This is a genomic window from Streptomyces sp. NPDC024632 (assembly GCF_055559175.1).
Genome location: NZ_JBVHLD010000011.1, coordinates 127229 through 149277 on the forward strand (window position 1 = coordinate 127229; position 22049 = coordinate 149277).

A 22049-nucleotide genomic window follows, 5' to 3' on the forward strand; every position below is an offset into this window, starting at 1 on the left:
CTGGATCTTCGAGTGTCAGCCGACGCGTCGGTCACCACCACTCGGGAACCGGGCCTGACCCGGAGCCCTACGCGGCCGGCTGCTTGCCGTTCCGCAGCCGTTGGCTGATCACCTTGGAGACACCGTCGCCCTGCATCGATACGCCGTACAGGGCATCGGCGACCTCCATCGTCCGCTTCTGGTGCGTGATCACGATGAGCTGCGAGCTCTCCTGAAGCTCCTCCATGATCCGGATGAGCCGCTGGAGATTGGTGTCGTCCAGCGCGGCCTCGACCTCGTCCATCACATAAAACGGACTCGGCCGTGCCTTGAAGATCGACACCAGCATCGCCACCGCGGTCAGCGAGCGCTCACCGCCCGACAGGAGCGACAACCGCTTGACCTTCTTCCCGGGCGGACGCGCCTCAACCTCCACACCTGTGGTCAGCATGTTGTCCGGGTCGGTGAGCAGCAGCCGACCCTCCCCACCTGGGAAAAGCCGCGAGAAGACGCCCTCGAACTCGCGGGCGGTGTCATGGAAGGCGGCGGTGAAGACCTGCTCCACCCGCTCGTCCACGTCCTTGATCACCTGGAGGAGGTCGGCCCGCGTCCTGCGCAGGTCCTCCAGCTGCTCGGTGAGGAATTTGTGCCGCTCCTCCAGCGCCGCGAACTCCTCAAGCGCCAGCGGGTTGACCTTGCCGAGCTGCGCGTACGCCTTCTCCGCCGCCTTCAGCCGCTTCTCCTGCTCGGGGCGGTGGTACGGGCGCGGCTGGTTGCGCGGGTCCTCCGGGTCCTCGGGCAGGATCTCGCCCTCGGCGGGCGGCGACGGCGGCACGAGCTGGTCGGGGCCGTACTCCGCGACGAGCCCCGCGGGCTCCATGCCGTGCTCCTCCAGCGCCTTGGCCTCCAGCTGCTCGATCCGCATGCGCTTCTCCGCGCCCAGCACCTCGCCCTTGTGGACGTCGCCGGTCAGCCGGTCCAGCTCGCTCTTCAGGTCCCGGCCGCGCCGCCGCTCCTGGCCCAGCTCCGCCTCGCGCTCCGCCCTCGCCTGCTCGGCGGCGGCCCGCTCCTCCTCGGCGCGGCCCAGCGAGATCTGGACGCAGTCCAGCAGCGCCCGGGCGCCCTCCACCACGGCCGCCGCGACCGACGCCTCGTAGGCGAGCCGGGCCCTGCGCTGCTGGGCGCGGGCCCGGGTCTCACGCTCGGCGCGCGCCGCCCGGTCCAGGCCGTCGGCCCGGCCCGCCAGGCCCTTGACCCGCTCCTCGTGCGTACGGACCTGGAGCCGCGCCTCCATCTCGGTCTGCCGGGCGTTCGCGCCGTCGGCGGACAGCCGGTCCCGTACGGAGGTGTCCGGCTCCTCTTCGCCGGGCTCCTCCTCGGCCTCGCTCAGCCGGTACGACAGCTCCTCGAACTCCTCGCGGGCCGCCGCCAGCGCCTCCTCGGAGCGGCCCACGGCCGCGGCGGCCCGGTCCGCCTCCCCCGCCGCCGCCCTGGCCTGGCCGCCGAACCGGCCCAGCTGCTGCGCGACCGAGGACTTCTCCTTCTCCGCCGCGCGGCGCAGCTGCGTCAGCGCCTCGACCTCGCGCGTCGCCACCGCCCGGCGCTCCTTGGCGTCCTGCTGCTCGGCCGCCAGCGCCGCACAGCGCGCGTCGAGCTGCTCAAGCTCGGCCGTCGCCTCGTCCACCTGCGCCTGCACTTCCAGCAGGCTGGGCGCCTTCGCCGAGCCGCCCTGCGCGAGATGCGCGGACAGCACATCGCCCTCCGCGGTCACCGCGGTCAGCTCGGGACGCCGCCCGACCAGCGCCTCGGCCTCCTCCAGCGACTCCACGACGACGATCCCGTCCAGCAGCCGCCGCACCGCGGGCAGCAGCTCCCCGTCCGCGGCCACCAGCTCCACGGCCCACCGCGCCTGCCCGGGCAGCCCTGCGGCCTCCGGCCTCGGACCCGGCACACCGGCGCCCGCCGTCGCCGCCGGACGACCCCCGTCACCGGCCCCGGCGGAGCCGCCGCCCGCCTGCCCCGGCAGCGCGGCACGCCGCCCGCCCGCTTCGGCCGCGTCCGGCCCCGGGTCGCCGGAAACGCCCGCGTCTGCCGGGCCCGGGCCCGACCCGCCGGACCCCGCGCCGCCCCCGGAAACGCCCCCGCTCGCAAGGCCCTGACCGTCCCCGTCGGCCGCGTCGCGCGCGGCCTCCGTCGGCGGGCGGTGGTCGCGGGCGACGACGGGCTCGGCGGCCGGGGCCGCGAGGAGGAGGGCCGCGCGGCCCGCGTCCTCTTTGCGGAGCAGGCGCAGCGCGTCCGCGGCGGCGGAGGGGCCGGTGACCGCGACGGCGTCGGCGGCGGCGCCGAGCGCGGCGGCGAGCGGGATCTCGTAGCCGGGGGTGACGCGGAGCAGCGCGGCGGCCGAGCCCAGGATGCCGGGCAGGGCGTCGCGCCCCTCGCCCGCGCTGAGCAGCGCGCCGGTGCCGTCCTTGCGGCGGAGCGACGGCGCGAGCGCGTCCCGGCGGGCGGCGACGGCGGCGCGGCGGCGCTCCGCCGCAGTGGCGGCCTCGCGCGCGGCGCTGAACGCCTCCTCCGCCGCGGCCTGTTCGCGGCGCGCGGCCTGGAACCGCTCCTCCAGCTCCGAGTCGTCGGCGTCCAGGCCGTCGACCTGCGCGCGCAGTTCCTCGTACTCGCCCTGCGCGGACTCCGCCCGGTCGCGGGCCTCGTCGCGGGCGGCGGCGAGGCGGCCGATCTCGGCCTCGGCGGAGGCGGCCTTGGAGCGGGCGGCGTTGACCTGGGCGTGCAGCCGGGCCAGGCCCTCACGGCGGTCGGCGATGGCGCGGGCGGCGGTCCTGAGCCGGGCCTCCTCCTCGGCGAGCCGGCGCTCCAGCTCGGCGCGGTGGTCGACGGTGTCGTCCAGGGCGCGCTGGGCCGCGTCCAGCGCCTCGGACAGCTCGGCCTCCTGCTCGCGGATGCGGGCGGCCTCGCGTTCCATGTCCTCCGGGTCCCGGCCGCGCCGCTCCTCGGCGGGCTGGGACGTGGCGTGCCGGTGCCGCTGCTCGGCGAGGCCGATCGTGCCGCGTACGCGTTCGGCGAGCTGGGACAGCGCGTACCAGGTGGCCTGCGCGTCGGTCAGCCGCGGCGACAGGGCGCGTACCTGCTCCTCCAGGCGGGCCTCGCGCTGGACGGCGGCGGCCAGTTCCGTCTCGACGGCGTCGCGGCGCTCCTTGAGCGCGGCCTCGTCGGCGACCTCGGCGCTCAGCGCCTCCCGCAGCGTGACCAGGTCGTCGGCGAGCAGCCGCAGCCGGGCGTCGCGCAGGTCGGCCTGGATGACGGCGGCGCGGCGGGCGACCTGCGCCTGGCGGCCGAGCGGTTTGAGCTGGCGGCGCAGCTCACCGGTGAGGTCCGTCACACGGGCGAGATTGGCCTGCATCGCGTCCAGTTTCCGCAGCGCCTTCTCCTTGCGCTTGCGGTGCTTGAGCACACCCGCGGCCTCCTCGATGAAGGCGCGGCGGCCCATCGGGTCGGCGTGCAGTACGGAGTCGAGCTGGCCCTGGCCGACGATGACGTGCATCTCGCGGCCGATACCGGAGTCGGAGAGAAGTTCCTGGATGTCCAGCAGGCGGCAGGTGTCGCCGTTGAGCTGGTACTCGCTGCCGCCGTTGCGGAACATGATCCGCGTGATGGTGACCTCGGCGTACTCGATCGGCAGGACGCCGTCGCTGTTGTCGATGGTCAGGGACACCTCGGCGCGGCCCAGCGGGGGGCGGCCCGTGGTGCCGGCGAAGATGACGTCCTCCATCTTGCCGCCGCGCAGCGACTTGGCCCCCTGCTCGCCCATGACCCAGGACAGCGCGTCCACCACATTGGACTTGCCGGACCCGTTGGGGCCGACGACGCAGGTGATTCCGGGTTCGAAGCGCAGGGTCGTCGCCGAGGCGAACGACTTGAAACCGCGCAGCGTGAGGCTCTTGAGATGCACGCCGGTCGACTCTACTAGCCGTCCTCGGTTTCACCGAGGAAGGCGCAGGGCACATCATGCGTTAAGAAGCGACGTCCAGGCGGGGAGCGGGTGGGGAGCAGGGCGAGGGGACAGCGCGCGGAATGACGAAAGGGACGCCGAAGCGTCCCTCGCGGATTCTGCAGATTCTCAGGCGGTGTCCGGGGACACCTGTCCGGGCCGGGGACCGGGTCAGGCGAGCACGGGCTCCGCGCGAGATACGTCGATGCTGCTGAGCAGCGACTCTTCGTGCGATGCGACAGTCAGAGCGTCGTTCTCGGCCTGCATCCGGACAAGCTCGGATTCCAGATCCTGAACGCGCTGCTGGAGCCTTCGCATCTCGGCGAGAAGTCGCGGGTCGGGACCGCCGACGTAACCGAGAAGCGCCTTTGCCATGATGGATGGTCCTCCACGCTGAGTGACCGACCGAATGCGGTTTGGGTCGTGGGTGAGGGTTGCTCGCCCGCGCAGGGTGAGTGCCGTGACCGCCGCTGAACAATCCTGGAGCCACGATGCGCGGGGCTTCCAGAGTCTCACCAAATAACGGGACGGTCAACACGATCACAGCCCAGTCGTCGGGTCCGCCTCAGAAAACACGGCGCTGACGGCGCCGCGGGCTGCCCGCGTGGCATAGGGATCATGCTCGATGGGGGCAGCCTGACACGGCGATCGTCGTATGGCAACCAAATTGCTCAGCGGATCTCGAAACCTTCGTATCCGCCCCGCGGCCGGCCCCAGATCTCGGTCACTCCGTCGACCCGTCCGGGCGTGTCCCCGCGGCGCAGCCACTCCAGCAGCCGCTCGCACTGTTCGCGCGTGCCCTCGGCCACGACCTGGACCCGGCCGTCGCCCAGATTGCCCGCGTAGCCGACGAGGCCGCCCAGTTCCAGGGCGGTGGCCCGGGTCCACCACCGGAAGCCGACGCCCTGGACGCGGCCGCGCACCCACGCGGTGAGCCGGACATCTTCGTTCATGTCCGCACGCTATCCCGCCAGTTGGATCAGCAGCACATCGGCGGGCGGCGTCATTCGCTACAGTCACCCGACAACGGGGTCACCCGTTCGGGTTAATCCGCCGAATCGGGCCGCCAGAACCGAGCCGACCAGAGGAGCGCGAAGGATGGGCCGTCACAGCCGTCATGCGCAACCGGCAGCGCCGGAGACGGGACCCCGCTCGCACCGCGGGCGCCGTAAGCACCACCCGGTCCGTACCGGACTGCTCGCCACGTCGGCCGCGATGGCCGTGGGCGCGGTCGCCGCGTCCTCCGGGATGCTCAGCGGCCTCACCGCCGGTCTCGACTACCGCCAGGGCGACGCGGGCCACACGCAGGCCGACGGCCCGGCGGACCCGTCGCGCGACGGCAGCGACATGCCCTCGCCGCTGGGCGACAGCACGGCGCCGACCCCCGGGCAGACCACCGGCTCCCCTGGTACCCCGTCCTCCGGTACGCCGTCGAAGCCGGGCACGATGCGGTCGAACACGGCGACGCCGTCCCGTACGGCCACCAGCCCGGCCGCCGCCCCCACGCCGACCCGTACGACGGCCGCGCCCACCACCCCGGTGCCGACCACCACCGCGGCCCGCACCCAGCCGCCCACGACCGCCGCCCCGGCCTCCGCCGACGCCGTCACGGCGGCCCGCGCGGCGATCCTCTCCCTGGTCAACACCCAGCGGGCGAGCGCGGGCTGCTCGCCGCTCACCGCCAGTTCCTCCCTCGACGGCCTCGCGCAGGCGTTCAGCGAGGACATGGCCGCCCGCGGCTTCTTCGACCACACCGACCCCGACGGCAAGACCCCGTGGGACCGCGCCAAGGCCCTGGGCATCACCAACCTCGGCGGCGAGAACATCGCCCGCGGCCAGGCCACCGCCCAGGCCGTCATGGACGCCTGGATGAACAGCCCCGGCCACCGCGCCAACATCCTCAACTGCGACTACAAGACCCTCGGCGTCGGCATCCACTACGGCAGCGGCGGCCCCTGGTGGACCCAGGACTTCGGCTTCTGAGGCCGCTGGGGCCGTCGCGGCCCGTGGAGCCGTGGGAGCCGCTGGAGCCGTCGCGGCCTGTGGAGCCGTGGGAGCCGTGGGAGCCGGAGCCGCCCTGGCCAGGGCGCTAACCGGGGGATCGCGCACCCCTGAGGTGCGCGCTGTGCGGGGGTACGCTGGCCGTATGACAGACAGCGACCGGACGGCGGAGTGCGCCGGGGCCACCGTGAAGGACGACGGCAGGCTCGCCTTCGACGTCTTCGCGCGCTCCTGCCCGTCGCGCGGGACGCTGGAGCACGTCACCGGGCGGTGGGGCGGCCTGACGCTGGGCGCGCTCTACGAGGACACGCTGCGGTTCAACGCGCTGCGCCGCCGCGTGGACGGGGTCAGCGAGAAGATGCTGTCGCAGACGCTGCACGCGCTGGAGCGCGACGGCCTGGTCGTCAGGGACGCGCGGCCGACGAATCCGCCGCACGTCGAATACCGGCTCACCCCGCTCGGCCGGGACACCGCCGCGCGCCTGCTGTCACTGATCGCGCTGGTCGAGGGCCGGATGCCGGAGGTGCTGGCCGCGCGCGAACGCTACGACGCGGAGCGCGGCACCGGCTGACAGCGCGGGCAGAAGTAGCTCGACCTGTTCATCCACGGCCGGCGCCTGATCGGTGTGCCGCAGCGGCGGCACGGCTCGTCCTCACGGCCGTACGCGTCCAGCGACCGGTCGAAGTAGCCCGATTCACCGTTCACATTGACGTACAGGCTGTCGAAGCTGGTGCCGCCCGCGGCGAGCGCGTCGCCCATCACCTCGCGGATGTGCGTGACCAGCTCCGCCGTACGCGGCCTGGTCATCGACGCCGTCGGCCGCTCGTAGTGCAGCCGCGTGCGCCACAGCGCCTCGTCGGCGTAGATGTTGCCGACCCCGCTGATCAGCGACTGGTCGAGCAGCGCCCGCTTGATCGTGGTGCGCTTGCGGCGCAGCGCCGTGTGGAAGGCGTCCTCGTCGAAGGCGTCGTCCAGCGGGTCGCGCGCGATGTGCGCCAGGACCGCCGGGAGGCCGTCCGCCGCGCCCGGCACCGCCTCGTGCAGGGACAGCCCGCCGAAGGTGCGCTGGTCGACGAAGCGCAGTTCGGTGCCGAGAGTGTCCTGGAATCGGATACGGATCCGCAGGTGGGTCTCGGCCGCCGCGGTTTGCGGCTGCACCAGGAGCTGACCGCTCATCCCCAGGTGGGCCATGAGCGACAGGTCCTCGGTGACCGGCAGCCACAGATACTTGCCCCTGCGGTGCGCCTCGCCCATCGCCGCGCCCTTGAGCCGCGCCGCGAAGTCCTCGGGCCCGGCCACGTGCCGCCGTACGGCCCGCGGATGGAAAACGGTGGCCGTCTCGACGGTGCGGCCCGAGACCCAGCGCGAGAGTCCGCGCCGGACGACCTCCACCTCCGGCAGCTCCGGCATGACATCCCCTCATGGTCCACGCGGGTGCGTGTGCCCCTGCCACGGGCGCGGGGAACCGCGCGACAGGCCCCCCACGGCCGGTGGTCGGGAGACGACCGGTCTGCCCCGCCGGGGCCGGTGGTGACCTGCGGCCGCGTCGCGGCCGGTCGCGCGGTTCCCCGCGCCCCTTCGGGGCTCAGCTCGCCGCTGAGGCGGCGGCTTCGCGGATGGAGCGCCAGGCGGACTCCGCCGCCTGCTGCTCGGCTTCCTTCTTGCTGCGGCCGGTGCCGGTGCCGTACTCGACGCCACTGACGCGGGCGGCAGCCGTGAAGGTCTTCTCGTGGTCGGGTCCTGATTCGGTGACCACGTACTCGGGAACGCCGAGCCCTTCGGCTGCGGTGAGTTCCTGGAGGCTGGTCTTCCAGTCCAGTCCCGCACCGAGGTTGGAGGACTGCTCGATGAGCGGGTCGAAGAGCCGGTGCACCAGCTCGGAGGCCGCTTCGAGCCCCTGGTCGAGATAGACCGCGCCGATGACGGCTTCCAGGGTGTCCGCGAGGATGGATGCCTTGTCCCGGCCGCCGGTGCCCTCTTCGCCCCGGCCCAGGCGGATGAACGCGCCGAGGTCGAGCCCGCGGCTCACGCCCGCCAGGGCACGCGAGTTGACCACCGCGGCCCGCAGCTTGGCCAGTTGGCCCTCGGGCAGGTCGGGGTGGGTGCGGTAGAGGGTGTCGGTGACCACCAGGCCGAGCACGGAGTCCCCGAGGAACTCCAGCCGCTCGTTGGTGGGCAGCCCGCCGTTCTCGTACGCGTACGAGCGGTGGGTCAGCGCACGCACCAGAAGGGCGGGCTCGAGGGTGTACCCGAGCCGCCCTTCCAGAAGCGTGGGGGACGAGGCTTTGTCCGCCGTGGCCGACTGTGGCGCTGAGGCGTCTGACATGGAGCCTGTCACCTGCCGATCAGACGTCGATGACCTGACGGCGGTTGTACGTGCCGCAGCTCGGGCACGCGATGTGCTGGAGCTTCGGCTCGTGGCAGCGCTCGCACGCCACCAGGCTCACGGGCGCAGCCTTCCACTGCGAACGGCGGTGGCGCGTGTTGCTGCGCGACATCTTCCGCTTCGGAACAGCCACGGCTACTTCTCCTGGTTCTCGTCGGCACCATGGTCGGTACCGAAACTCTGGTTGAGATCCTTCAAGGCCGCCCACCGGATGTCGGTGACCTCGTGGTGGTGGTCCGGGTCGTCCGCGAGGCGAACTCCGCATTCGGAGCACAGCCCTTCGCAGTCCTCCCGGCACACCGGCTGCAACGGCAGTGCGAGCACCACCGCGTCGCGCAGTACGGGTTCGAGGTCGAAGAGATCGTCCTCGAGTTCCAGCGCGTCCTCGTCCTCGGCGTCGTCACCGGCTTCGTCCTTGCGGGCGGTCCTGGTGTCGGCGTCGGGGTAGGAGAACATCTCCTGGAATTCCGCGTCCAGCTCACGCTCGACGGGCTCCAGACACCTTACGCACTCCCCCGTGACCGGCGCATGGGCGGTGCCGGTGACCAGCACACCCTCCATGACCGACTCCAGGCGGAGCTCCAGCTCGACCGTGGCGCCCTCCGGCACCCCGATGACATCGACGAGGCCGAGGTCCTTGGGGGCCGGCACCGAGCGGGAGACCTTCCTCATCGCACCAGGACGCCGACCCAGCTCGTGTGTGTCGAACACAAGTGGGTTGCGGTGGTCGAGGCGGGTGTTCAGGGCTTCCTGCTTTCATCGGTACGGCCTGCCCCGCGGCCCTCGCGGGCGACCCTTGCGGGCGGGCAGGCCAAAGCGCCGGGAATTCACACGGCTGGAAGTGACAGGATACTGGACCACCCCGCCCGCACCCAAACGGAGCCTGTCCGGGGCCGCCGGCAGGCTCCCGCGGGCGTCCTCAGCGGCCCTGCTCCAGCTCTCTCAGCCGGTTGAGGTCGATCAGTCCGGTGTCGAAGAAGCTGGTCTCGTCCAGCGCCGCGGGCTGCTGCCCCTGCGGCTGCTGCTGCGGATAGCCCTGCTGCTGGTACGGGATCTGCTGGTCGTACTGCTGCTGGTCGTAGCCGTAGCCGGCCGCGTCCTGCTGGTACGCGGGCTGCTGCTGGCCGTACGGGTCCTGGGCCTGGGTGCCGTAGTCGACGTAGGCGCCGGAGTCGGCGGCGGCCTGCTGGTACTCGGGCCGGTAGCCGCCGTCGCCCTGGTAACCGCCCTGCTGGTACGCGGTGTCCTGCTGCGAATAGCCGTAGCCGGGAGCCGCCGCGGCGGCGGCCTGCTGCGGGGCCGGGTCGTAGCCGTACTGCGCCAGGTCGGCCTGCTCGGGGGCGGTGGGCGCGGCCAGGCCCGCCATGTAGTCGGCGTCGCTCTGCCGCTGCCCGCCGTGCTCGCCGTCGCCGTCCGCGGCGTCCTGCGCGGCCATCTGCGCGGCGAGGTCGTCGATCGGATTGTGGCCGGTGAGCTTCAGGCGCCCGCGGCCGACGGCCTCCAGGGTCTTGCTCAGGACGGCCTCGAAGGCGCCCAGCTTGGCGTCCACGTACTCGTCGGCGCGGCGGCGCAGGGTCTCCGGGTCGGCGCTGCGCTCGGGGGCGTCCGCGTCCTCCTCGGCCTGGTCGTAACCCTGGTCGTAGCCGTTGGGGTCGTGGCCGAGCAGCTTCTCCCGGCCGCGGTCGACCGAGCCGATGGTCTTGGTGAGGACCACTTCGAAGTTGGCGAGCTTGCTGTCGACGTAGTCGTCGGCCTCGGCGCGGATCTCGGCGGCCTCGCGGCGCGCCTCGGCGACGATCCGCTCCGCCTCGTCCTGCGACTGGCGGGCCACCTGGGTGTCGGAGACCAGCGATCCGCGTTCGGCGTGGGCCGATTCGATGATCCGCTGGGCTTCGGCTCGGGCCTCCCCGACCATCGTCTCCCGGTCGCCGAGCAGTGCCTGCGCCTGGGAGAGGGAGTCGGGAAGCGCGGCGGCGACCTCGTCGAGCATGGCGAGCAGCTCGGCACGGTTCACCACGCAGGAGGCCGACATCGGCATCGACCGGGCGTTAGCCACGGTGGCCGCGATCTCATCGAGCTTCTTCTGGACGTCCACGGGGGAGAGCCTAGCGCTGTCGGAGTTTGGGCTTGAGCGCGTCGAGGACGACGGACGGCACCAAGTGGGAGATGTCGCCGCCCCATTGGGCGACTTCCTTGACCAGACTCGAGGACAGGAAGCTGTAGGCGGGGTTGGTGGGGACGAAGAGGGTCTCGACACCCGTGAGGCCGATGTTCATCTGGGCCATCTGCAACTCGTAGTCGAAGTCGCTGACCGCGCGCAGGCCCTTCACGATGGCCGGGATCTCGCGCTGCTTGCAGAAGTCCACCAGCAGGCCGTGGAACGACTCGACCTTGACGTTGCCCAGGTCGCCCGTGACCTCCTCGATCAGCGCGATGCGCTCCTCGATGGTGAACAGGCCCTGCTTGGACTGGTTGATCATCACGGCGACGTACACGGTGTCGTACAGCCGTGAGGCGCGGGCGATGATGTCGAGGTGTCCGTTGGTGATGGGGTCGAAGGACCCTGGACAGACGGCGCGGCGCAAGAGTGGTTCCTCGCTCTCCGTACGGCGGGTGCTACGGCTCATGGTGCGGGTTCATGTCGACTCCGCGGGCTCATGACCCGGCGGTGACCCGGGCGGCGCGACCGTACCAAAGCGTCGCTTCGCCGTACCGCCGGGACCGCAGGCCCGTGAAACCCGGGGGCCAGCCGAATTCGCCGCCCCGGGTCCTGCGCTCCACGGTGACCAGCGCTTCCTCCGTCAGCCAGTCATTGGCCAGGAGTGTGAGCAGGATCTCCCGCAGTTCGCCGTCCTCGACGTCGTACGGCGGGTCGAGGAAGACCACGTCGTACGGCCGCGGCGCCGGTCCCGCGACGATCTTCTCCGCGCGTCCCGAGCGCACCTCGGCGCCGGGCAGTTTCAGCGCCGCCACGTTCTCCCTGATCACCCGCGCCGCCCGCGGCTCGGCCTCGGCCAGCAGGACGTGTTCGGCGCCGCGCGAGAGCGCTTCGAGGCCGACCGCGCCGGAGCCCGCGTAGAGGTCGAGCACCCTGGCCCCCTCCAGCGTGCCGCGCAGCGACTGAAGGGTGGAGAACAGCCCCTCCTTGGCGCGGTCGGACGTCGGCCTGGTGCCGTCGCCCGGCGGTACGGCGAGGCGCCGCCCCCCGGCGGCGCCGGCGATCACGCGGGTCATGGAACTCACTTCCGGTGCGGGGACCTGGTCCGACGCGCCCCACGATACGGGCCCCGGCCCGGCTACCCCTTTTCCAGATACTCCTCGCGGTCCGCGTCCAGCAGGCTGTCCAGGGCGCTGCGGAGATCGGGGTGCGCGGTGAGTTCGGGATCGGCGGTCACGACCGCGGTGGCCTCCTCGCGGGCGGCCTCGATGACGTCGCGGTCGTCCATGACGGTGAGCACCCGCAGCGAGGAGCGGCTGCCGGACTGGGCCTGGCCGAGGACGTCGCCCTCGCGGCGCTGCTGGAGGTCGATCTCGGAGAGTTCGAAGCCGTCCAGCGTCCCGGCCACCGCGTCCAGGCGCATCCGGGCCGGGGTCGCCTCGGGCGCCTCGGAGACCAGCAGGCACAGGCCGGGCGCGGAGCCGCGGCCGACGCGGCCGCGCAGCTGGTGGAGTTGCGAGACGCCGAAGCGGTCGGCGTCCATGATCACCATGGCGGTGGCGTTCGGCACGTTCACCCCGACCTCGATGACCGTGGTGGCGACCAGGACGTCCACCTCGCCCGCGGTGAAGCGGCGCATCACGTCGTCCTTGGCGTCCGGCTGCATCCGGCCGTGCAGCACCTCGACGCGCAGCCCGCGCAGGGCCCCCTGGGCGATCTGCTCGGCGACGTCCAGCACCGCCAGCGGCGGCCTGCGCTCGTCGTCGTCGGGCCCCGGCTCCTTGTCCTTCTTGGCCGCCTTGGCCTTGCCGCTCCCCTTGCCCTCCTCCTCGTCGCCGATCCGCGGGCACACCACGTACGCCTGGTGCCCGCCCTCGACCTCCTCCCGTACCCGCTCCCAGGCCCGGCTGAGGAAGTGCGGCTTCTCGGCCGCCGGTACGACATGGGTGGCGATCGGCGAGCGCCCGGCGGGAAGTTGGTCCAGTACGGACGTCTCCAGGTCGCCGAAGACCGTCATGGCGACGGTCCGCGGGATCGGGGTGGCCGTCATCACCAGCAGGTGCGGCGGCTGGGCGGCCTTGGCGCGCAGCGCGTCCCGCTGCTCCACGCCGAAGCGGTGCTGTTCGTCGACCACGACCAGGCCCAGGTCGTGGAACTTCACCTTGTCCTCGATCAGCGCGTGCGTGCCGATCACGATCCCGGCCTCGCCCGTCACCAGGTCGAGCAGCGCCTGCCGCCGCGCGGGCGTCCCCATGGATCCGGTCAGCAGCACGACCTTCGTCCCGAGGTCCGAGCCGCCCAGCATGCCCGAGGACTCGGCCAGTTCGCCCATCATCTCGGTGACGGAGCGGTGGTGCTGCTGGGCCAGCACCTCGGTCGGCGCGAGCATCGCCGCCTGGCCGCCCGCGTCCACCACCCCGAGCATCGCCCGCAGCGCCACCATCGTCTTGCCCGAGCCGACCTCGCCTTGGAGCAGCCGGTGCATCGGGTGCTCGGCCGCCAGGTCCTCGAAGATCTCGCCCGACACCCTCCGCTGGCCGTCGGTCAGTGTGAACGGCAGCTTCGCGTCGAACGCCGTCAGCAGTCCGTCCCGGCCCGGCCGGCGCGGCACCGCGGGCAGCGCGGAGTCCGCCGCCCTGCGGCGGGCCAGCGCCACCTGGAGCACGAACGCCTCGTCCCACTTCAGCCGGTCCCTGGCCGCCGCGATGTCCGCCTTCGTCCGCGGCCGGTGGATCCGCTCCAGCGCCTCCGGCAGCGGCGCGAGCCCGCGCGCCTCGCGCAGCGCCGCGGGCAGCGGCTCCCCCACGCCCTCCCAGCCGATCGCCGTCAGCGAGTTGAGCGCGGTGTCCACCGCCTGCCCGATCCGCCACGAGGTGATCTGCTTGCACGCCGGATACAGCGGGATCAGCCGGTTCGCGAACGCGTCCAGCGCGTCCTTCTCCGCCCCCTCGTCCGCGTCCAGCAACTGGTAGTCCGGGTGGGCCAGTTGGCGCGTCCGGTTGAAGACCGAGACCTTCCCCGAGAACATCCCGCGCCGCCCCGGGATCAGCCGGTGGGCGTGCGCGTGCGCCGCCTTGCTGAAGAACACCAGGGTCAGCGAACCGCTGCCGTCGGTCACCACGACTTCGAGCCGCACCCCGGACCCGCGGCCGTACGTCCGCTTGTCCGCCTTCGCGATCTGCGCCACCACCGTGACGTACTCGTCCACCGGCAGATCCGCCAGCCGCGTCAGCTCCCCGCGCTCGGCGTACCGGCGCGGATAGTGATGCAGCAGGTCACCGGCGGTGTGCAGCCCGAGGTGGTCGGCGAGCACCTTCGCGGTACGGTCACCGACGATTTTCCGCAGCGGATCGTCCATGGGGTTCGACATCGGGATCTATCTTGGCGCACCCCACCGACAAATCCCCCTCGGGCAGGTCCGCGCGGCGGTCCGCGGGAGGGGCGGGTTACTCGACGCCCACCAGCAGGGGGCAGGTGCCCTGGCCGCCCTCGTAGGTCACGGTGTCCACCGCCAGGTGGGCCTCGCGGACGTGGGACTCGATGTGGGCGGTGAGGTCGGCGGGGGCGTCGGGTCCCGGGATGAGGGTGACGAGTTCGCCGCCGGCGGCGAGCATGCGGTCCAGGACGGCGGTGGCGGTACCGGCGAGCGTGGTGCCGATGACGGAGACGTCGCCGTCGATGAGGCCGAGGATGTCGCCGGCCTGGCAGATGCCGGCCGAGGTCCAGGAGCGGTGCTCGGCGACGGCGAGTTCGGCGTAGCGGGTGGCTCCGGCGGCGGAGGTCATGGCGACGACGTCCTCGTCGAAGCGCCGGGAGGGCTCGTGGACGGCGAGGGCGGCCAGGCCCTGGACGGCGGAGCGGGTGGGGATGAGGGCGACCCGGACGCCGTCGGCGCGGGCCTGTTCCGCGGCGGCGCCCGCCGCGTGCCGCAGGTCGCGGTCGTTGGGCAGCAGGACGACCTCAAGGGCGTGGGCGCGGCGGATGGCGGCGGCGATCTCGCCGCTGGCGGGCTGTTCGCCGGGGCGGACGGCGACGACGGTGGCCCCGGCGCGGGCGCACAGTTCCGACAGGCCGTCGCCGCGGACGACGGCGACGACGGCGCGGTGCGCGGGTTCGGTGCGCGGCCTGGTCTGGTCGGCGAAGTGGGTGACGCGGATGCGGTACGGGCGGCCGGCCTCGATGCCCGCCTCGATGGCGGCGCCGACGTCGTCCACGTGGACGTGCACGTGGAAGAGCCCGTCGCCGCCGACGACGACGAGGGAGTCGCCGAGCGCGTCGAGCCGGGCCCGCAGCAGGGTGACGGCGGAGTCGGCGGCCTCCAGCAGGAAGATCACCTCGAAGGCGGGGCCGTCGGGGACCGCGTCGTCGGGGCACAGGTCCTCGTCCTCGACCGGGACGGTGTGCCCGGCGCGGAAGTCCGTTCCGGCCAGGGGCTGTTCCGGGGCGTCGCCGGTCACGGCGTCGGCCAGCGCGCCGAGCACGGCGACCAGGCCGAGGCCGCCCGCGTCGACCACTCCCGCGCGGCGCAGCACGCCGAGCTGTCCCGGGGTGGCGGCCAGCGCGGCGCGCGCTCCGGCGTACGCGGCCCGTACGACCTCGTCGACGCCGCCCGTGGCGGCCTCCGCGGCGTCGGCCGCGCCGACGGCCACCGTGAGCATCGTGCCCTCGACCGGCCGGGCGACCGCGTCGTACGCCGATTCCGCGGCGATCCGCAGGGCCCGCCGCAGTTCGGCGGCCCCGATCCGTTCAGGGGCGTCGGCGGGCGAGGCGACCGCCTCGTTCATGCCGCGCAGAAGCTGGGCGAGGATCGTGCCGGAATTGCCGCGGGCGCCAATGAGGGCGCCGTGCGACATGGCGCGGAGCACGTCGGGGAGGGTGGGCCGGGTCGCGGGGGCGGCGGCCGTCGCGTGCGCGTCGAAGACCGCTTCCACGGCCTGCGCGGCGGACTCGAACGTCAGGTACAGATTGGTGCCGGTGTCCCCGTCCGCGACGGGATAGACGTTGATCGCGTCGATCTCCTCGCGGGCCCTGCCCAGTGCCTGGAGCGAGAGGCGGCACCAGGCGAGCACCGCGGAAGCGTCGAGCGAGGGCGGCAACAGGTCCTCCTGCGGAACACCGGGATATCGGGAACTGCCAGGTGAGCCTAGGCCCTTTCGGGGCGGTCGGGAGCGGGCCGGGCGGCGACGGGGCCGCCCGTGACCGCACGGAAACGGCCTGGTGGTGACCCCGGTCACGGGGGCGGGCGTCCGGATCTGGGCACCCGCGGACCATGGTAGTTTCGTTGTACGGGAGCGGTCGTTGTATGCTGCTCCGGTTGCCTGGGGCTCTCTCAGGCTTTTCATCGTAAGTGCATCTGAAGTCTTTGGAGTGACCCGTGGCTGCCAACTGCGACGTCTGCGGCAAGGGGCCGGGCTTCGGCAACAGCATCTCCCACTCGCACCGCCGTACCCCGCGTCGTTGGAACCCCAACATCCAGCGCGTGCGTGCAGTGGTCGGGCGGACGCCGAAGCGCCTCAATGTCTGCACCTCGTGCATCAAGGCCGGTAAGGTCTCGCGCTGACGCGTCGTCGTACATCACGTCGTAGCAGCGCAGCCTTAGCGGCTACTCGAATGCCGGTCCACCTCAGGGTGGGCCGGTTTTCTTGCGTTGTACGGGTGCCCGTGCGGCTCGGGTGACGGCTCAGCGCGTGCGCCAGCCGTGGTCGACGGGGCCGGTCCCGGCGCCGAGCGGGAAGCCCGCCGCGATGGCGCCGGTCACGTACGTCTTCGCCCGCCCGACGGCGTCCGGCACGTCGCGGCCGAGGGCGAGGTGGCAGGCGATCGCGCTGGCCAGGGTGCAGCCCGTCCCGTGGGTGTGCCGGTTGTCGAGCCGCGGGGCGCGGTACCAGTGCTCGGCGGCGCCGTCGGTGAGCAGGTCGACGGCCTCGGCCGAGCGGCTGTCGGCGAGGTGGCCGCCCTTGACCAGGACCCAGCGCGGCCCGTGGGCGAGTACGGCGTCGGCGGCGGCCCGCATGCCGGCCTCGTCGTGCACGGTACGACCGGTGAGCTGGGTGACCTCGTCCAGGTTGGGGGTGGCGACGGTGGCGAGCGGCAGCAGCCGGGTGCGTACGGTCTCGACGGCTTCCTCGGCGAGCAGCGCGTCGCCGTGCTTGGAGATCCCGACCGGGTCGACGACGACGGGGACACCGCCGTCCAGAGCGGCGAGGAGACCGGCGACGGTCTCGGTCAGGGCCGCCGAGGAGAGCATGCCGGTCTTGACCGCCGCCACCCCGATGTCGCCGACGACGGCGTGGAACTGGGCGCGTACGGCCGCCTCCGGCAGGTCCCAGACGCCGTGCACGCCCAGCGAATTCTGCGCGGTGACGGCGGTGAGCACGCTCATGCCGTGCACGCCGAGGGCGAGCATCGTCTTGAGGTCGGCCTGGATGCCCGCGCCGCCGCCGGAGTCGGATCCGGCGACGGTGAGCACCCGGGCGGGGGCCGCCCGCACAGGCGCGGGGTTCGGGAGGCCGGGGTCTGGGACGGTGGGGCGCGGGAGGCCGGGGTTCGGGAGGCCGGGGTTCGGGAGGGTCACTCCTCGTCCCCGAAGTGGTCCCAGCCGCCCGCCTTGTCCCAGGGCGCGCCGTCCACGGTGACCTGCGGGGTGCGGCCCCCGGGGGCGCTGACGGCGCCGATGACCCGCCAGCGGGCGGGCAGCTTCACATCGCGGGGGAAGGCGGCGACGATCGCGTGGTCCTCGCCGCCGGTGAGCACCCAATGCAGCGGGTCGACGCCCACGGCCTGCCCGATGTCGGACATCTGGGCGGGTACGTCGATGTCGGCGGAGCGCAGGTCGATGTCGACGCCGCTGGCGGCGGCGATGTGGCCGAGGTCGGCGACCAGGCCGTCGCTGACGTCGGTCATGGCGGTGGCGCCGAGTTCGGCCGCCGCGGGGCCCGCGTGGTACGGCGGTTCCGGGCGGCGGTGGGCCTCCACGAAGGCGCGCGGGGAGCGGAAGCCGCGGGAGAGCACGGCGAGTCCGGCGGCGGACCAGCCGAGCCAGCCGGTGACGGCGATGATGTCGCCCGCGCGGGCACCCGATCGGGTGATGGCCTCGCGGCTGCGGAGGTCGCCGAGCGCGGTGACGGCCACCGTGATGGTGTCGCCGCGTACGACGTCGCCGCCGACCACGGCCGCTCCCGCGACCTGGCACTCGTCGCGGATGCCGTCCATGAGTTCGACGGCCCAGGTGGCGGGGAGTTCGGCGGGGACGACGAGGCCGAGCAGCACGGCGGTGGGGAAGGCGCCCATGGCGGCGATGTCGGCGAGGTTCTGCGCGGCGGCCTTGCGGCCCACGTCGTAGGCGGTGGACCAGTCGCGGCGGAAGTGGCGGCCCTCGATGAGGACGTCCGTGGTGGCGACCACCCGGCGGTCGGGCGCGGCGACCACGGCCGCGTCGTCACCCGGTCCGATTTTCACCGCGGATGTGGTGGTGAGCCGGGAGGTCAACTCCCTGATGAGCCCGAACTCGCCCAACTCGCCCACAGTCCCCTTCATCCCAACGTCCCCTCGAGTCGCGGCCTGAGCCGGTTCTGCTGCGTGTTTCCCGTCAATACGGGCGTGAGACCCGTCAATACGGGGGTCAGGTACCGCGCGGGTCTCCCCGCTGTGCGCGACGACGCGATAACGTGGCGTCCCCCTTCCCACATGATCCTCGAAGCCGCCCTGGAGGTTCCGTGGTACAGGCGTACATCCTGATCCAGACCGAGGTCGGCAAAGCCTCGGCAGTAGCGGAGGTGATCTCCAAGATCGAAGGAGTCATTCAGGCCGAGGACGTCACCGGTCCTTATGACGTCATCGTCAGGGCCCAAGCAGACACGGTCGATGATCTCGGCCGCATGGTGGTCGCCAAAGTCCAGCAGGCGGACGGCATCACTCGAACGTTGACCTGCCCCGTCGTCCATATCTAGCCCCCACTATGCTCACCGGTGATGCTGTATCGCCGAGTTGTACTGACCGCCGTGTCCGCCGTCGCGTGCCTTTCTGCGGCGGCGGTCTACGCGTTCACGTCCGGTACGGACGAAGCGATCGCCGTACCGGTTCCTGACGCACGTGTCGCCGGATACTGTCACGCGCTGTACGGCGATCTGCCCGCGAAAGTCGACGGTCTCTCCCGGCATGATCTCAAGCCGGAATCGGAGCTGACAGCCGGGTGGGGCAATCCGCCGATCGTGTTGCGCTGCGGTGTCCCGCGGCCCGCCGCCGACGCGGACCCCTCCACTTACGGCGCCGAGGTGGACGGCGTCTCCTGGTCGGTGGAGCAGGGAGCCGACGGTGGGGTGCTGATGACGACAACGCTGCGCAAGGCGTATGTCGAGGTGGCTCTGCCGAAGCGTTTCGCCCATGACATCAGTCCGCTGACGGATCTCGCGGACGCGATCAAGCGCACGATCCCCGAGGGGGTCTGACCCCCTCGGGGTTCGGCTGTCCGTCCGAAGGCCGCGCACAGGCGCGGCCCCGGCGGGCTAGCGCAGGCCGGTCGAGCGGCGCAGCGCCGCCTGGATGAGCAGGTCGACCAGTTGCCGGTAGTCGACGCCCGTCTCCTGCCACATCCGCGGGTACATCGAGATCGGGGTGAAGCCCGGCATCGTGTTGATCTCGTTGATGACGAACTCCCCGCTGTCCAGCAGGAAGAAGTCGGCGCGGACCAGGCCCTCGCAGGACGCGGCCTCGAACGCCTCGACGGCGAGCCGCCGTACCTCGGCGGTCTGCTCCTCGGTGAGCGGCGCAGGAACGATTCCCTCGGCGGAGTCGATGTACTTCGCCTCGAAGTCGTAGAACGCGTGGCTGGTGACCGGCGGGATCTCGGCCGGTACGGAGGCGCGCGGGCCGTCCTCGAACTCCAGGACGCCGCATTCGATCTCGCGTCCGCGCAGCAGCGCTTCGACGATGACCTTGGGGTCGTGCCGCCTGGCCTCGGTGATGGCCGCGTCGAGCCCTTCCGGGCCTTCGACCTTGGTGATGCCGAAGGACGATCCGGCGCGGGCGGGCTTCACGAACAGCGGCCAGCCGTGCTCGGCGGCGAAGTCGGTGACCTTGCGGCGTACGGCGTCGCTGTCGCGTTCCCATTCGCGGGGGCGGATGACGGTGTAGGGGCCGACGGCCAGGCCGAAGGAGGTGAAGACGCGCTTCATGTACTCCTTGTCCATGCCGACGGCGGAGGCGAGCACGCCCGCGCCGACGTACGGGACGCCGGAGAGTTCGAGCAGGCCCTGGAGGGTGCCGTCCTCGCCGTACGGGCCGTGCAGCATGGGGAAGACGACGTCGACCTCGCCGAGCGCCTTGGGGACGGCGCCCGCTTCGGTGTAGACGACCTCGCGGTTGGCCGGGTCGACCGGGAGCATGACGGCGCCCTCGTGGTCGGTGACCTGTTCGACGGTCGGCATCCGGCGGTCGGCGATGGCCATCCGCTCGGGGGCGTCCGCGGTCAGTGCCCAGCGGCCCTCGGTGGTGATGCCGATGGGCAGGACGTCGTACTTGTCGCGGTCGATGGCGCTGAGCACGCTGGCCGCGGTGACCACCGAGACGCCGTGCTCGGAGCTGCGTCCGCCGAAGACGACCGCGACCCGCGGCTTGCGCGGGTAGTTCTCGCTCGCGTGGCCTACCACGCGCCGGTCCGCGTACGGGTCCGCGGGCCGGTCCGGGCCGGATTCGCGCCGGTCAGGGCTCTGGGAGCTGTCGTGGGATGCAAGGTTGCTCATGTCGCGATGACCCTACCGTTCCGGCTTGGCGGAGCGTGACATCAACTCCTGTACGGCCACGACGGGCGGTTTCCCGTTGTGCACGATGTCGACCACGGTGTCCGTCAGCGGCATGTCGACGCCGTGCCTGCGGGCCAGATCGGCCACGGACTCGCAGGACTTGACGCCCTCGGCCGTCTGGCTGGTGACGGCGATGGTCTCGGCCAGGGTCATGCCGCGGCCGAGGTTCATGCCGAAGGTGTGGTTGCGCGACAGCGGTGAGGAGCAGGTGGCGACCAGGTCGCCCATGCCCGCGAGGCCGGCGAAGGTGTGCGCGTCGGCGCCCATCGCCATGCCGAGCCTGGTGGTCTCGGCCAGGCCGCGGGTGATCAGGGACGCCTTGGTGTTGTCGCCCAGGCCCATGCCGTCGGCGATGCCGACCGCGAGGCCGATGACGTTCTTGACGGCGCCGCCCAGTTCGACGCCGACGACGTCGGTGTTGGTGTACGGGCGGAAGTAGCCGGTGTGGCAGGCGGCCTGGAAGCGGCGGGCGACGGCTTCGTCGCGGCTGGCGACGACGGCGGCGGCGGGCTGCCTGGCGGCGATCTCCGGGGCGAGGTTGGGGCCCGACAGGACGGCGACGCGGTCGGGTCCTGCCTTGGCGACCTCCTCGATCACCTCGCTCATCAGCTTGGCGGTGCCCAGTTCGACGCCCTTCATCAGGCTGACCAGGACCGCGTCGGGGCGCAGCAGCGGTGCCCAGTCGGCGAGGTTGGCGCGCAGCGTCTGGGACGGGACGCACAGGATGACGAATTCGGCGTCGGCGGCGGCTTCCGCGGGGTCCGCGGTGGCGGTGACGGCGGCGGGCAGTTCGAGGTCGGGGAGGTATTCGGGGTTCCTGCGGTCGGCGTTGATCGCCGCGGTCAGCTCGGGGCGGCGGCCCCAGAGCGCCACCTCGCACCCGGCGTCGGCGAGGACCATCGAGAAGGCGGTGCCCCAGGAGCCGGTGCCGTAGACGGCGCAGCGGACCGTCATGCGCCCTCCCGTGCCTTGCGCGGGTCGTAGAGACCGGCGGGCGCGGGTTCCTGGCGTACCTCGGCGAGCAGCGCGGTGACCGCGAGCATGATGGTCTCGGTGACGGCGCGCAGCACGTCGGGGGTGGGGTCCTGGCCGTAGAACGCGGTCAGGTCGACGGGTTCGCCCGCGAGCACCCGCAGCGTCTTGCGCGGCAGCAGGCGTACGCGCTTGCTCTTGGCGTACGGCGGCACGGCCTCGTTGGCGCCCCACTGGGCGACGGGGATCACGGGCGCCTTGGTGAGCAGCGCGACGCGGGCGACGCCGGTCTTGGAGACCATCGGCCACATGTCGGGGTCACGGGTGAGGGTGCCTTCGGGGTAGAAGGCGACGCACTCGCCGGAGTTGATGGCGTCGACGGCGGCGCGGAAGGCGTTCGCGGCGTCGGTGGTCTCGCGGAAGACGGGGATCTGGCCGGTGCCGCGCAGCATCGTGCCGACGAAGAAGGGCTTGAAGAGCCCCGCCTTGGCCAGGAAGCGGGGGACGCGGCCGGTGTTGTACTGGAAATGCGCGTACGACAGCGGGTCCAGGTACGAGTTGTGGTTCACCGCCGTGATGAAACCGCCGTCGGCCGGAATGTGCTCCATTCCGTGCCAGTCCCGCTTGAACAGCACAATGAGCGGCGGTTTCGCGATGACGGCCGCCAGGCGGTACCAGAAACCGATTCTGCGGCGGGACACCAGGACTCCTCTTCGTTGCTGTGACGCCGCGCTCGTAGAGGCTCGCGCAGCA

22 protein-coding genes are annotated in these 22049 nt (G+C 72.4%); 5 read left to right on the top strand and 17 right to left on the bottom strand.

The features are described 5' to 3' along the window. Nucleotides 1-67: 67 nt before the first annotated feature. The 3 genes from ACZ37P_RS23415 to ACZ37P_RS23425 form a co-directional block, all read right to left on the bottom strand. Complete coding sequence (locus ACZ37P_RS23415) at nt 68-3940, bottom strand: AAA family ATPase (RefSeq protein WP_467348460.1); 3873 nt, start codon at nt 3938-3940, stop codon at nt 68-70. 210 nt (nt 3941-4150) lie between these two features. Continuing rightward, a complete protein-coding gene (locus ACZ37P_RS23420; protein WP_188281861.1) occupies nt 4151-4354 on the bottom strand; it encodes a hypothetical protein in 204 nt (67 codons plus the stop codon). Between the two features lie 296 nt (nt 4355-4650). Continuing rightward, entirely contained in the window at nt 4651-4932 is a 282-nt protein-coding gene (locus ACZ37P_RS23425; RefSeq protein WP_355349478.1) for an acylphosphatase, read from the bottom strand. Nucleotides 4933-5077: 145 nt separating this feature from the next. Between ACZ37P_RS23425 and ACZ37P_RS23430 the strand changes: the two genes are divergently transcribed. Beyond that, complete coding sequence (locus ACZ37P_RS23430; protein WP_391050357.1) at nt 5078-5962, top strand: CAP domain-containing protein; 885 nt, start codon at nt 5078-5080, stop codon at nt 5960-5962. A gap of 163 nt (nt 5963-6125) precedes the next feature. Continuing rightward, nucleotides 6126-6551, top strand: coding sequence for a winged helix-turn-helix transcriptional regulator (locus ACZ37P_RS23435; protein WP_391050358.1), 426 nt, complete (start codon nt 6126-6128; stop codon nt 6549-6551). Here ACZ37P_RS23435 and mutM read toward each other — a convergent pair. The 9 genes from mutM to ACZ37P_RS23480 form a co-directional block, all read right to left on the bottom strand. Beyond that, nucleotides 6524-7390, bottom strand: a complete 867-nt coding sequence (mutM, locus tag ACZ37P_RS23440; RefSeq protein WP_401306141.1) for a bifunctional DNA-formamidopyrimidine glycosylase/DNA-(apurinic or apyrimidinic site) lyase — start codon at nt 7388-7390, stop codon at nt 6524-6526. The two genes, ACZ37P_RS23435 and mutM, sit on opposite strands and share 28 nt — an antisense overlap. A 175-nt stretch (nt 7391-7565) precedes the next feature. Further along, nucleotides 7566-8306 carry a ribonuclease III gene (rnc, locus tag ACZ37P_RS23445; protein ID WP_188281856.1) on the bottom strand — a complete coding sequence of 247 codons (741 nt, stop codon included), beginning with the start codon at nt 8304-8306 and terminating at the stop codon, nt 7566-7568. Nucleotides 8307-8325: 19 nt separating this feature from the next. After that, nucleotides 8326-8499 (bottom strand): 50S ribosomal protein L32, encoded by a 174-nt coding sequence (gene rpmF, locus ACZ37P_RS23450; protein WP_188281855.1) that lies wholly within the window; start codon nt 8497-8499, stop codon nt 8326-8328. 2 nt (nt 8500-8501) lie between these two features. Further along, entirely contained in the window at nt 8502-9110 is a 609-nt protein-coding gene (locus tag ACZ37P_RS23455) for a YceD family protein (protein ID WP_355349491.1), read from the bottom strand. A 175-nt stretch (nt 9111-9285) separates the two neighbouring features. Continuing rightward, entirely contained in the window at nt 9286-10461 is a 1176-nt protein-coding gene (locus ACZ37P_RS23460; RefSeq protein WP_391050359.1) for an ATP synthase subunit B family protein, read from the bottom strand. 10 nt (nt 10462-10471) lie between these two features. Then, nucleotides 10472-10951, bottom strand: coding sequence for a pantetheine-phosphate adenylyltransferase (coaD, locus tag ACZ37P_RS23465; RefSeq protein ID WP_355349488.1), 480 nt, complete (start codon nt 10949-10951; stop codon nt 10472-10474). A gap of 70 nt (nt 10952-11021) precedes the next feature. After that, nucleotides 11022-11600, bottom strand: coding sequence for a 16S rRNA (guanine(966)-N(2))-methyltransferase RsmD (gene rsmD, locus ACZ37P_RS23470; protein WP_355349461.1), 579 nt, complete (start codon nt 11598-11600; stop codon nt 11022-11024). 62 nt (nt 11601-11662) lie between these two features. Continuing rightward, nucleotides 11663-13894: an ATP-dependent DNA helicase RecG gene (gene recG / locus ACZ37P_RS23475; RefSeq protein ID WP_391050360.1), complete on the bottom strand. Its 2232-nt coding sequence runs from the start codon at nt 13892-13894 to the stop codon at nt 11663-11665. 76 nt (nt 13895-13970) lie between these two features. Further along, a complete protein-coding gene (locus ACZ37P_RS23480; protein ID WP_355349455.1) occupies nt 13971-15620 on the bottom strand; it encodes a DAK2 domain-containing protein in 1650 nt (549 codons plus the stop codon). 278 nt (nt 15621-15898) lie between these two features. Here ACZ37P_RS23480 and rpmB point away from each other — a divergent pair, with 278 nt between their 5' ends. Next, nucleotides 15899-16084, top strand: coding sequence for a 50S ribosomal protein L28 (rpmB, locus tag ACZ37P_RS23485; RefSeq protein ID WP_028426177.1), 186 nt, complete (start codon nt 15899-15901; stop codon nt 16082-16084). Nucleotides 16085-16204: 120 nt separating this feature from the next. On the opposite strand, the gene thiD is transcribed toward rpmB, so the two are convergent. Next, nucleotides 16205-16993 carry a bifunctional hydroxymethylpyrimidine kinase/phosphomethylpyrimidine kinase gene (gene thiD, locus ACZ37P_RS23490; protein WP_402711267.1) on the bottom strand — a complete coding sequence of 263 codons (789 nt, stop codon included), beginning with the start codon at nt 16991-16993 and terminating at the stop codon, nt 16205-16207. Between the two features lie 101 nt (nt 16994-17094). Continuing rightward, nucleotides 17095-18060 carry a thiamine-phosphate kinase gene (locus tag ACZ37P_RS23495; protein WP_467348466.1) on the bottom strand — a complete coding sequence of 322 codons (966 nt, stop codon included), beginning with the start codon at nt 18058-18060 and terminating at the stop codon, nt 17095-17097. Between the two features lie 179 nt (nt 18061-18239). Between ACZ37P_RS23495 and ACZ37P_RS23500 the strand changes: the two genes are divergently transcribed. Continuing rightward, nucleotides 18240-18473, top strand: a complete 234-nt coding sequence (locus tag ACZ37P_RS23500; protein WP_188284985.1) for an Lrp/AsnC family transcriptional regulator — start codon at nt 18240-18242, stop codon at nt 18471-18473. Between the two features lie 51 nt (nt 18474-18524). Continuing rightward, on the top strand, nt 18525-18971 hold the full coding sequence (locus ACZ37P_RS23505) for a DUF3515 domain-containing protein (protein WP_355349448.1): 447 nt from the start codon (nt 18525-18527) through the stop codon (nt 18969-18971). A 57-nt stretch (nt 18972-19028) separates the two neighbouring features. Here the strand turns inward: ACZ37P_RS23505 and ACZ37P_RS23510 are convergent, their stop codons facing one another. The 3 genes from ACZ37P_RS23510 to ACZ37P_RS23520 are packed head-to-tail and all read right to left on the bottom strand — an operon-like array spanning nt 19029 to nt 21997. Further along, nucleotides 19029-20264 (bottom strand): D-alanine--D-alanine ligase family protein, encoded by a 1236-nt coding sequence (locus tag ACZ37P_RS23510; RefSeq protein ID WP_391050363.1) that lies wholly within the window; start codon nt 20262-20264, stop codon nt 19029-19031. 12 nt (nt 20265-20276) lie between these two features. Continuing rightward, nucleotides 20277-21278, bottom strand: coding sequence for an NAD(P)H-dependent glycerol-3-phosphate dehydrogenase (locus tag ACZ37P_RS23515; RefSeq protein ID WP_355349442.1), 1002 nt, complete (start codon nt 21276-21278; stop codon nt 20277-20279). Beyond that, entirely contained in the window at nt 21275-21997 is a 723-nt protein-coding gene (locus ACZ37P_RS23520) for a lysophospholipid acyltransferase family protein (protein ID WP_355349439.1), read from the bottom strand. The genes ACZ37P_RS23515 and ACZ37P_RS23520 overlap by 4 nt, the downstream gene beginning before the upstream one ends. Nucleotides 21998-22049 lie beyond the last annotated feature (52 nt).

Bases quoted from the DNA above. Each gene is read 5' to 3' on its own strand.
- ACZ37P_RS23420 (WP_188281861.1), bottom strand. From the start codon at position 4,354: ATGGCAAAGGCGCTTCTCGGTTACGTCGGCGGTCCCGACCCGCGACTT.
- ACZ37P_RS23425 (WP_355349478.1), bottom strand. From the start codon at position 4,932: ATGAACGAAGATGTCCGGCTCACCGCGTGGGTGCGCGGCCGCGTCCAG.
- ACZ37P_RS23430 (WP_391050357.1), top strand. From the start codon at position 5,078: ATGGGCCGTCACAGCCGTCATGCGCAACCGGCAGCGCCGGAGACGGGA.
- ACZ37P_RS23435 (WP_391050358.1), top strand. From the start codon at position 6,126: ATGACAGACAGCGACCGGACGGCGGAGTGCGCCGGGGCCACCGTGAAG.
- mutM (WP_401306141.1), bottom strand. From the start codon at position 7,390: ATGCCGGAGCTGCCGGAGGTGGAGGTCGTCCGGCGCGGACTCTCGCGC.
- rnc (WP_188281856.1), bottom strand. From the start codon at position 8,306: ATGTCAGACGCCTCAGCGCCACAGTCGGCCACGGCGGACAAAGCCTCG.
- rsmD (WP_355349461.1), bottom strand. From the start codon at position 11,600: ATGACCCGCGTGATCGCCGGCGCCGCCGGGGGGCGGCGCCTCGCCGTA.
- recG (WP_391050360.1), bottom strand. From the start codon at position 13,894: ATGTCGAACCCCATGGACGATCCGCTGCGGAAAATCGTCGGTGACCGT.
- ACZ37P_RS23495 (WP_467348466.1), bottom strand. From the start codon at position 18,060: ATGAAGGGGACTGTGGGCGAGTTGGGCGAGTTCGGGCTCATCAGGGAG.
- ACZ37P_RS23510 (WP_391050363.1), bottom strand. From the start codon at position 20,264: ATGAGCAACCTTGCATCCCACGACAGCTCCCAGAGCCCTGACCGGCGC.
- ACZ37P_RS23515 (WP_355349442.1), bottom strand. From the start codon at position 21,278: ATGACGGTCCGCTGCGCCGTCTACGGCACCGGCTCCTGGGGCACCGCC.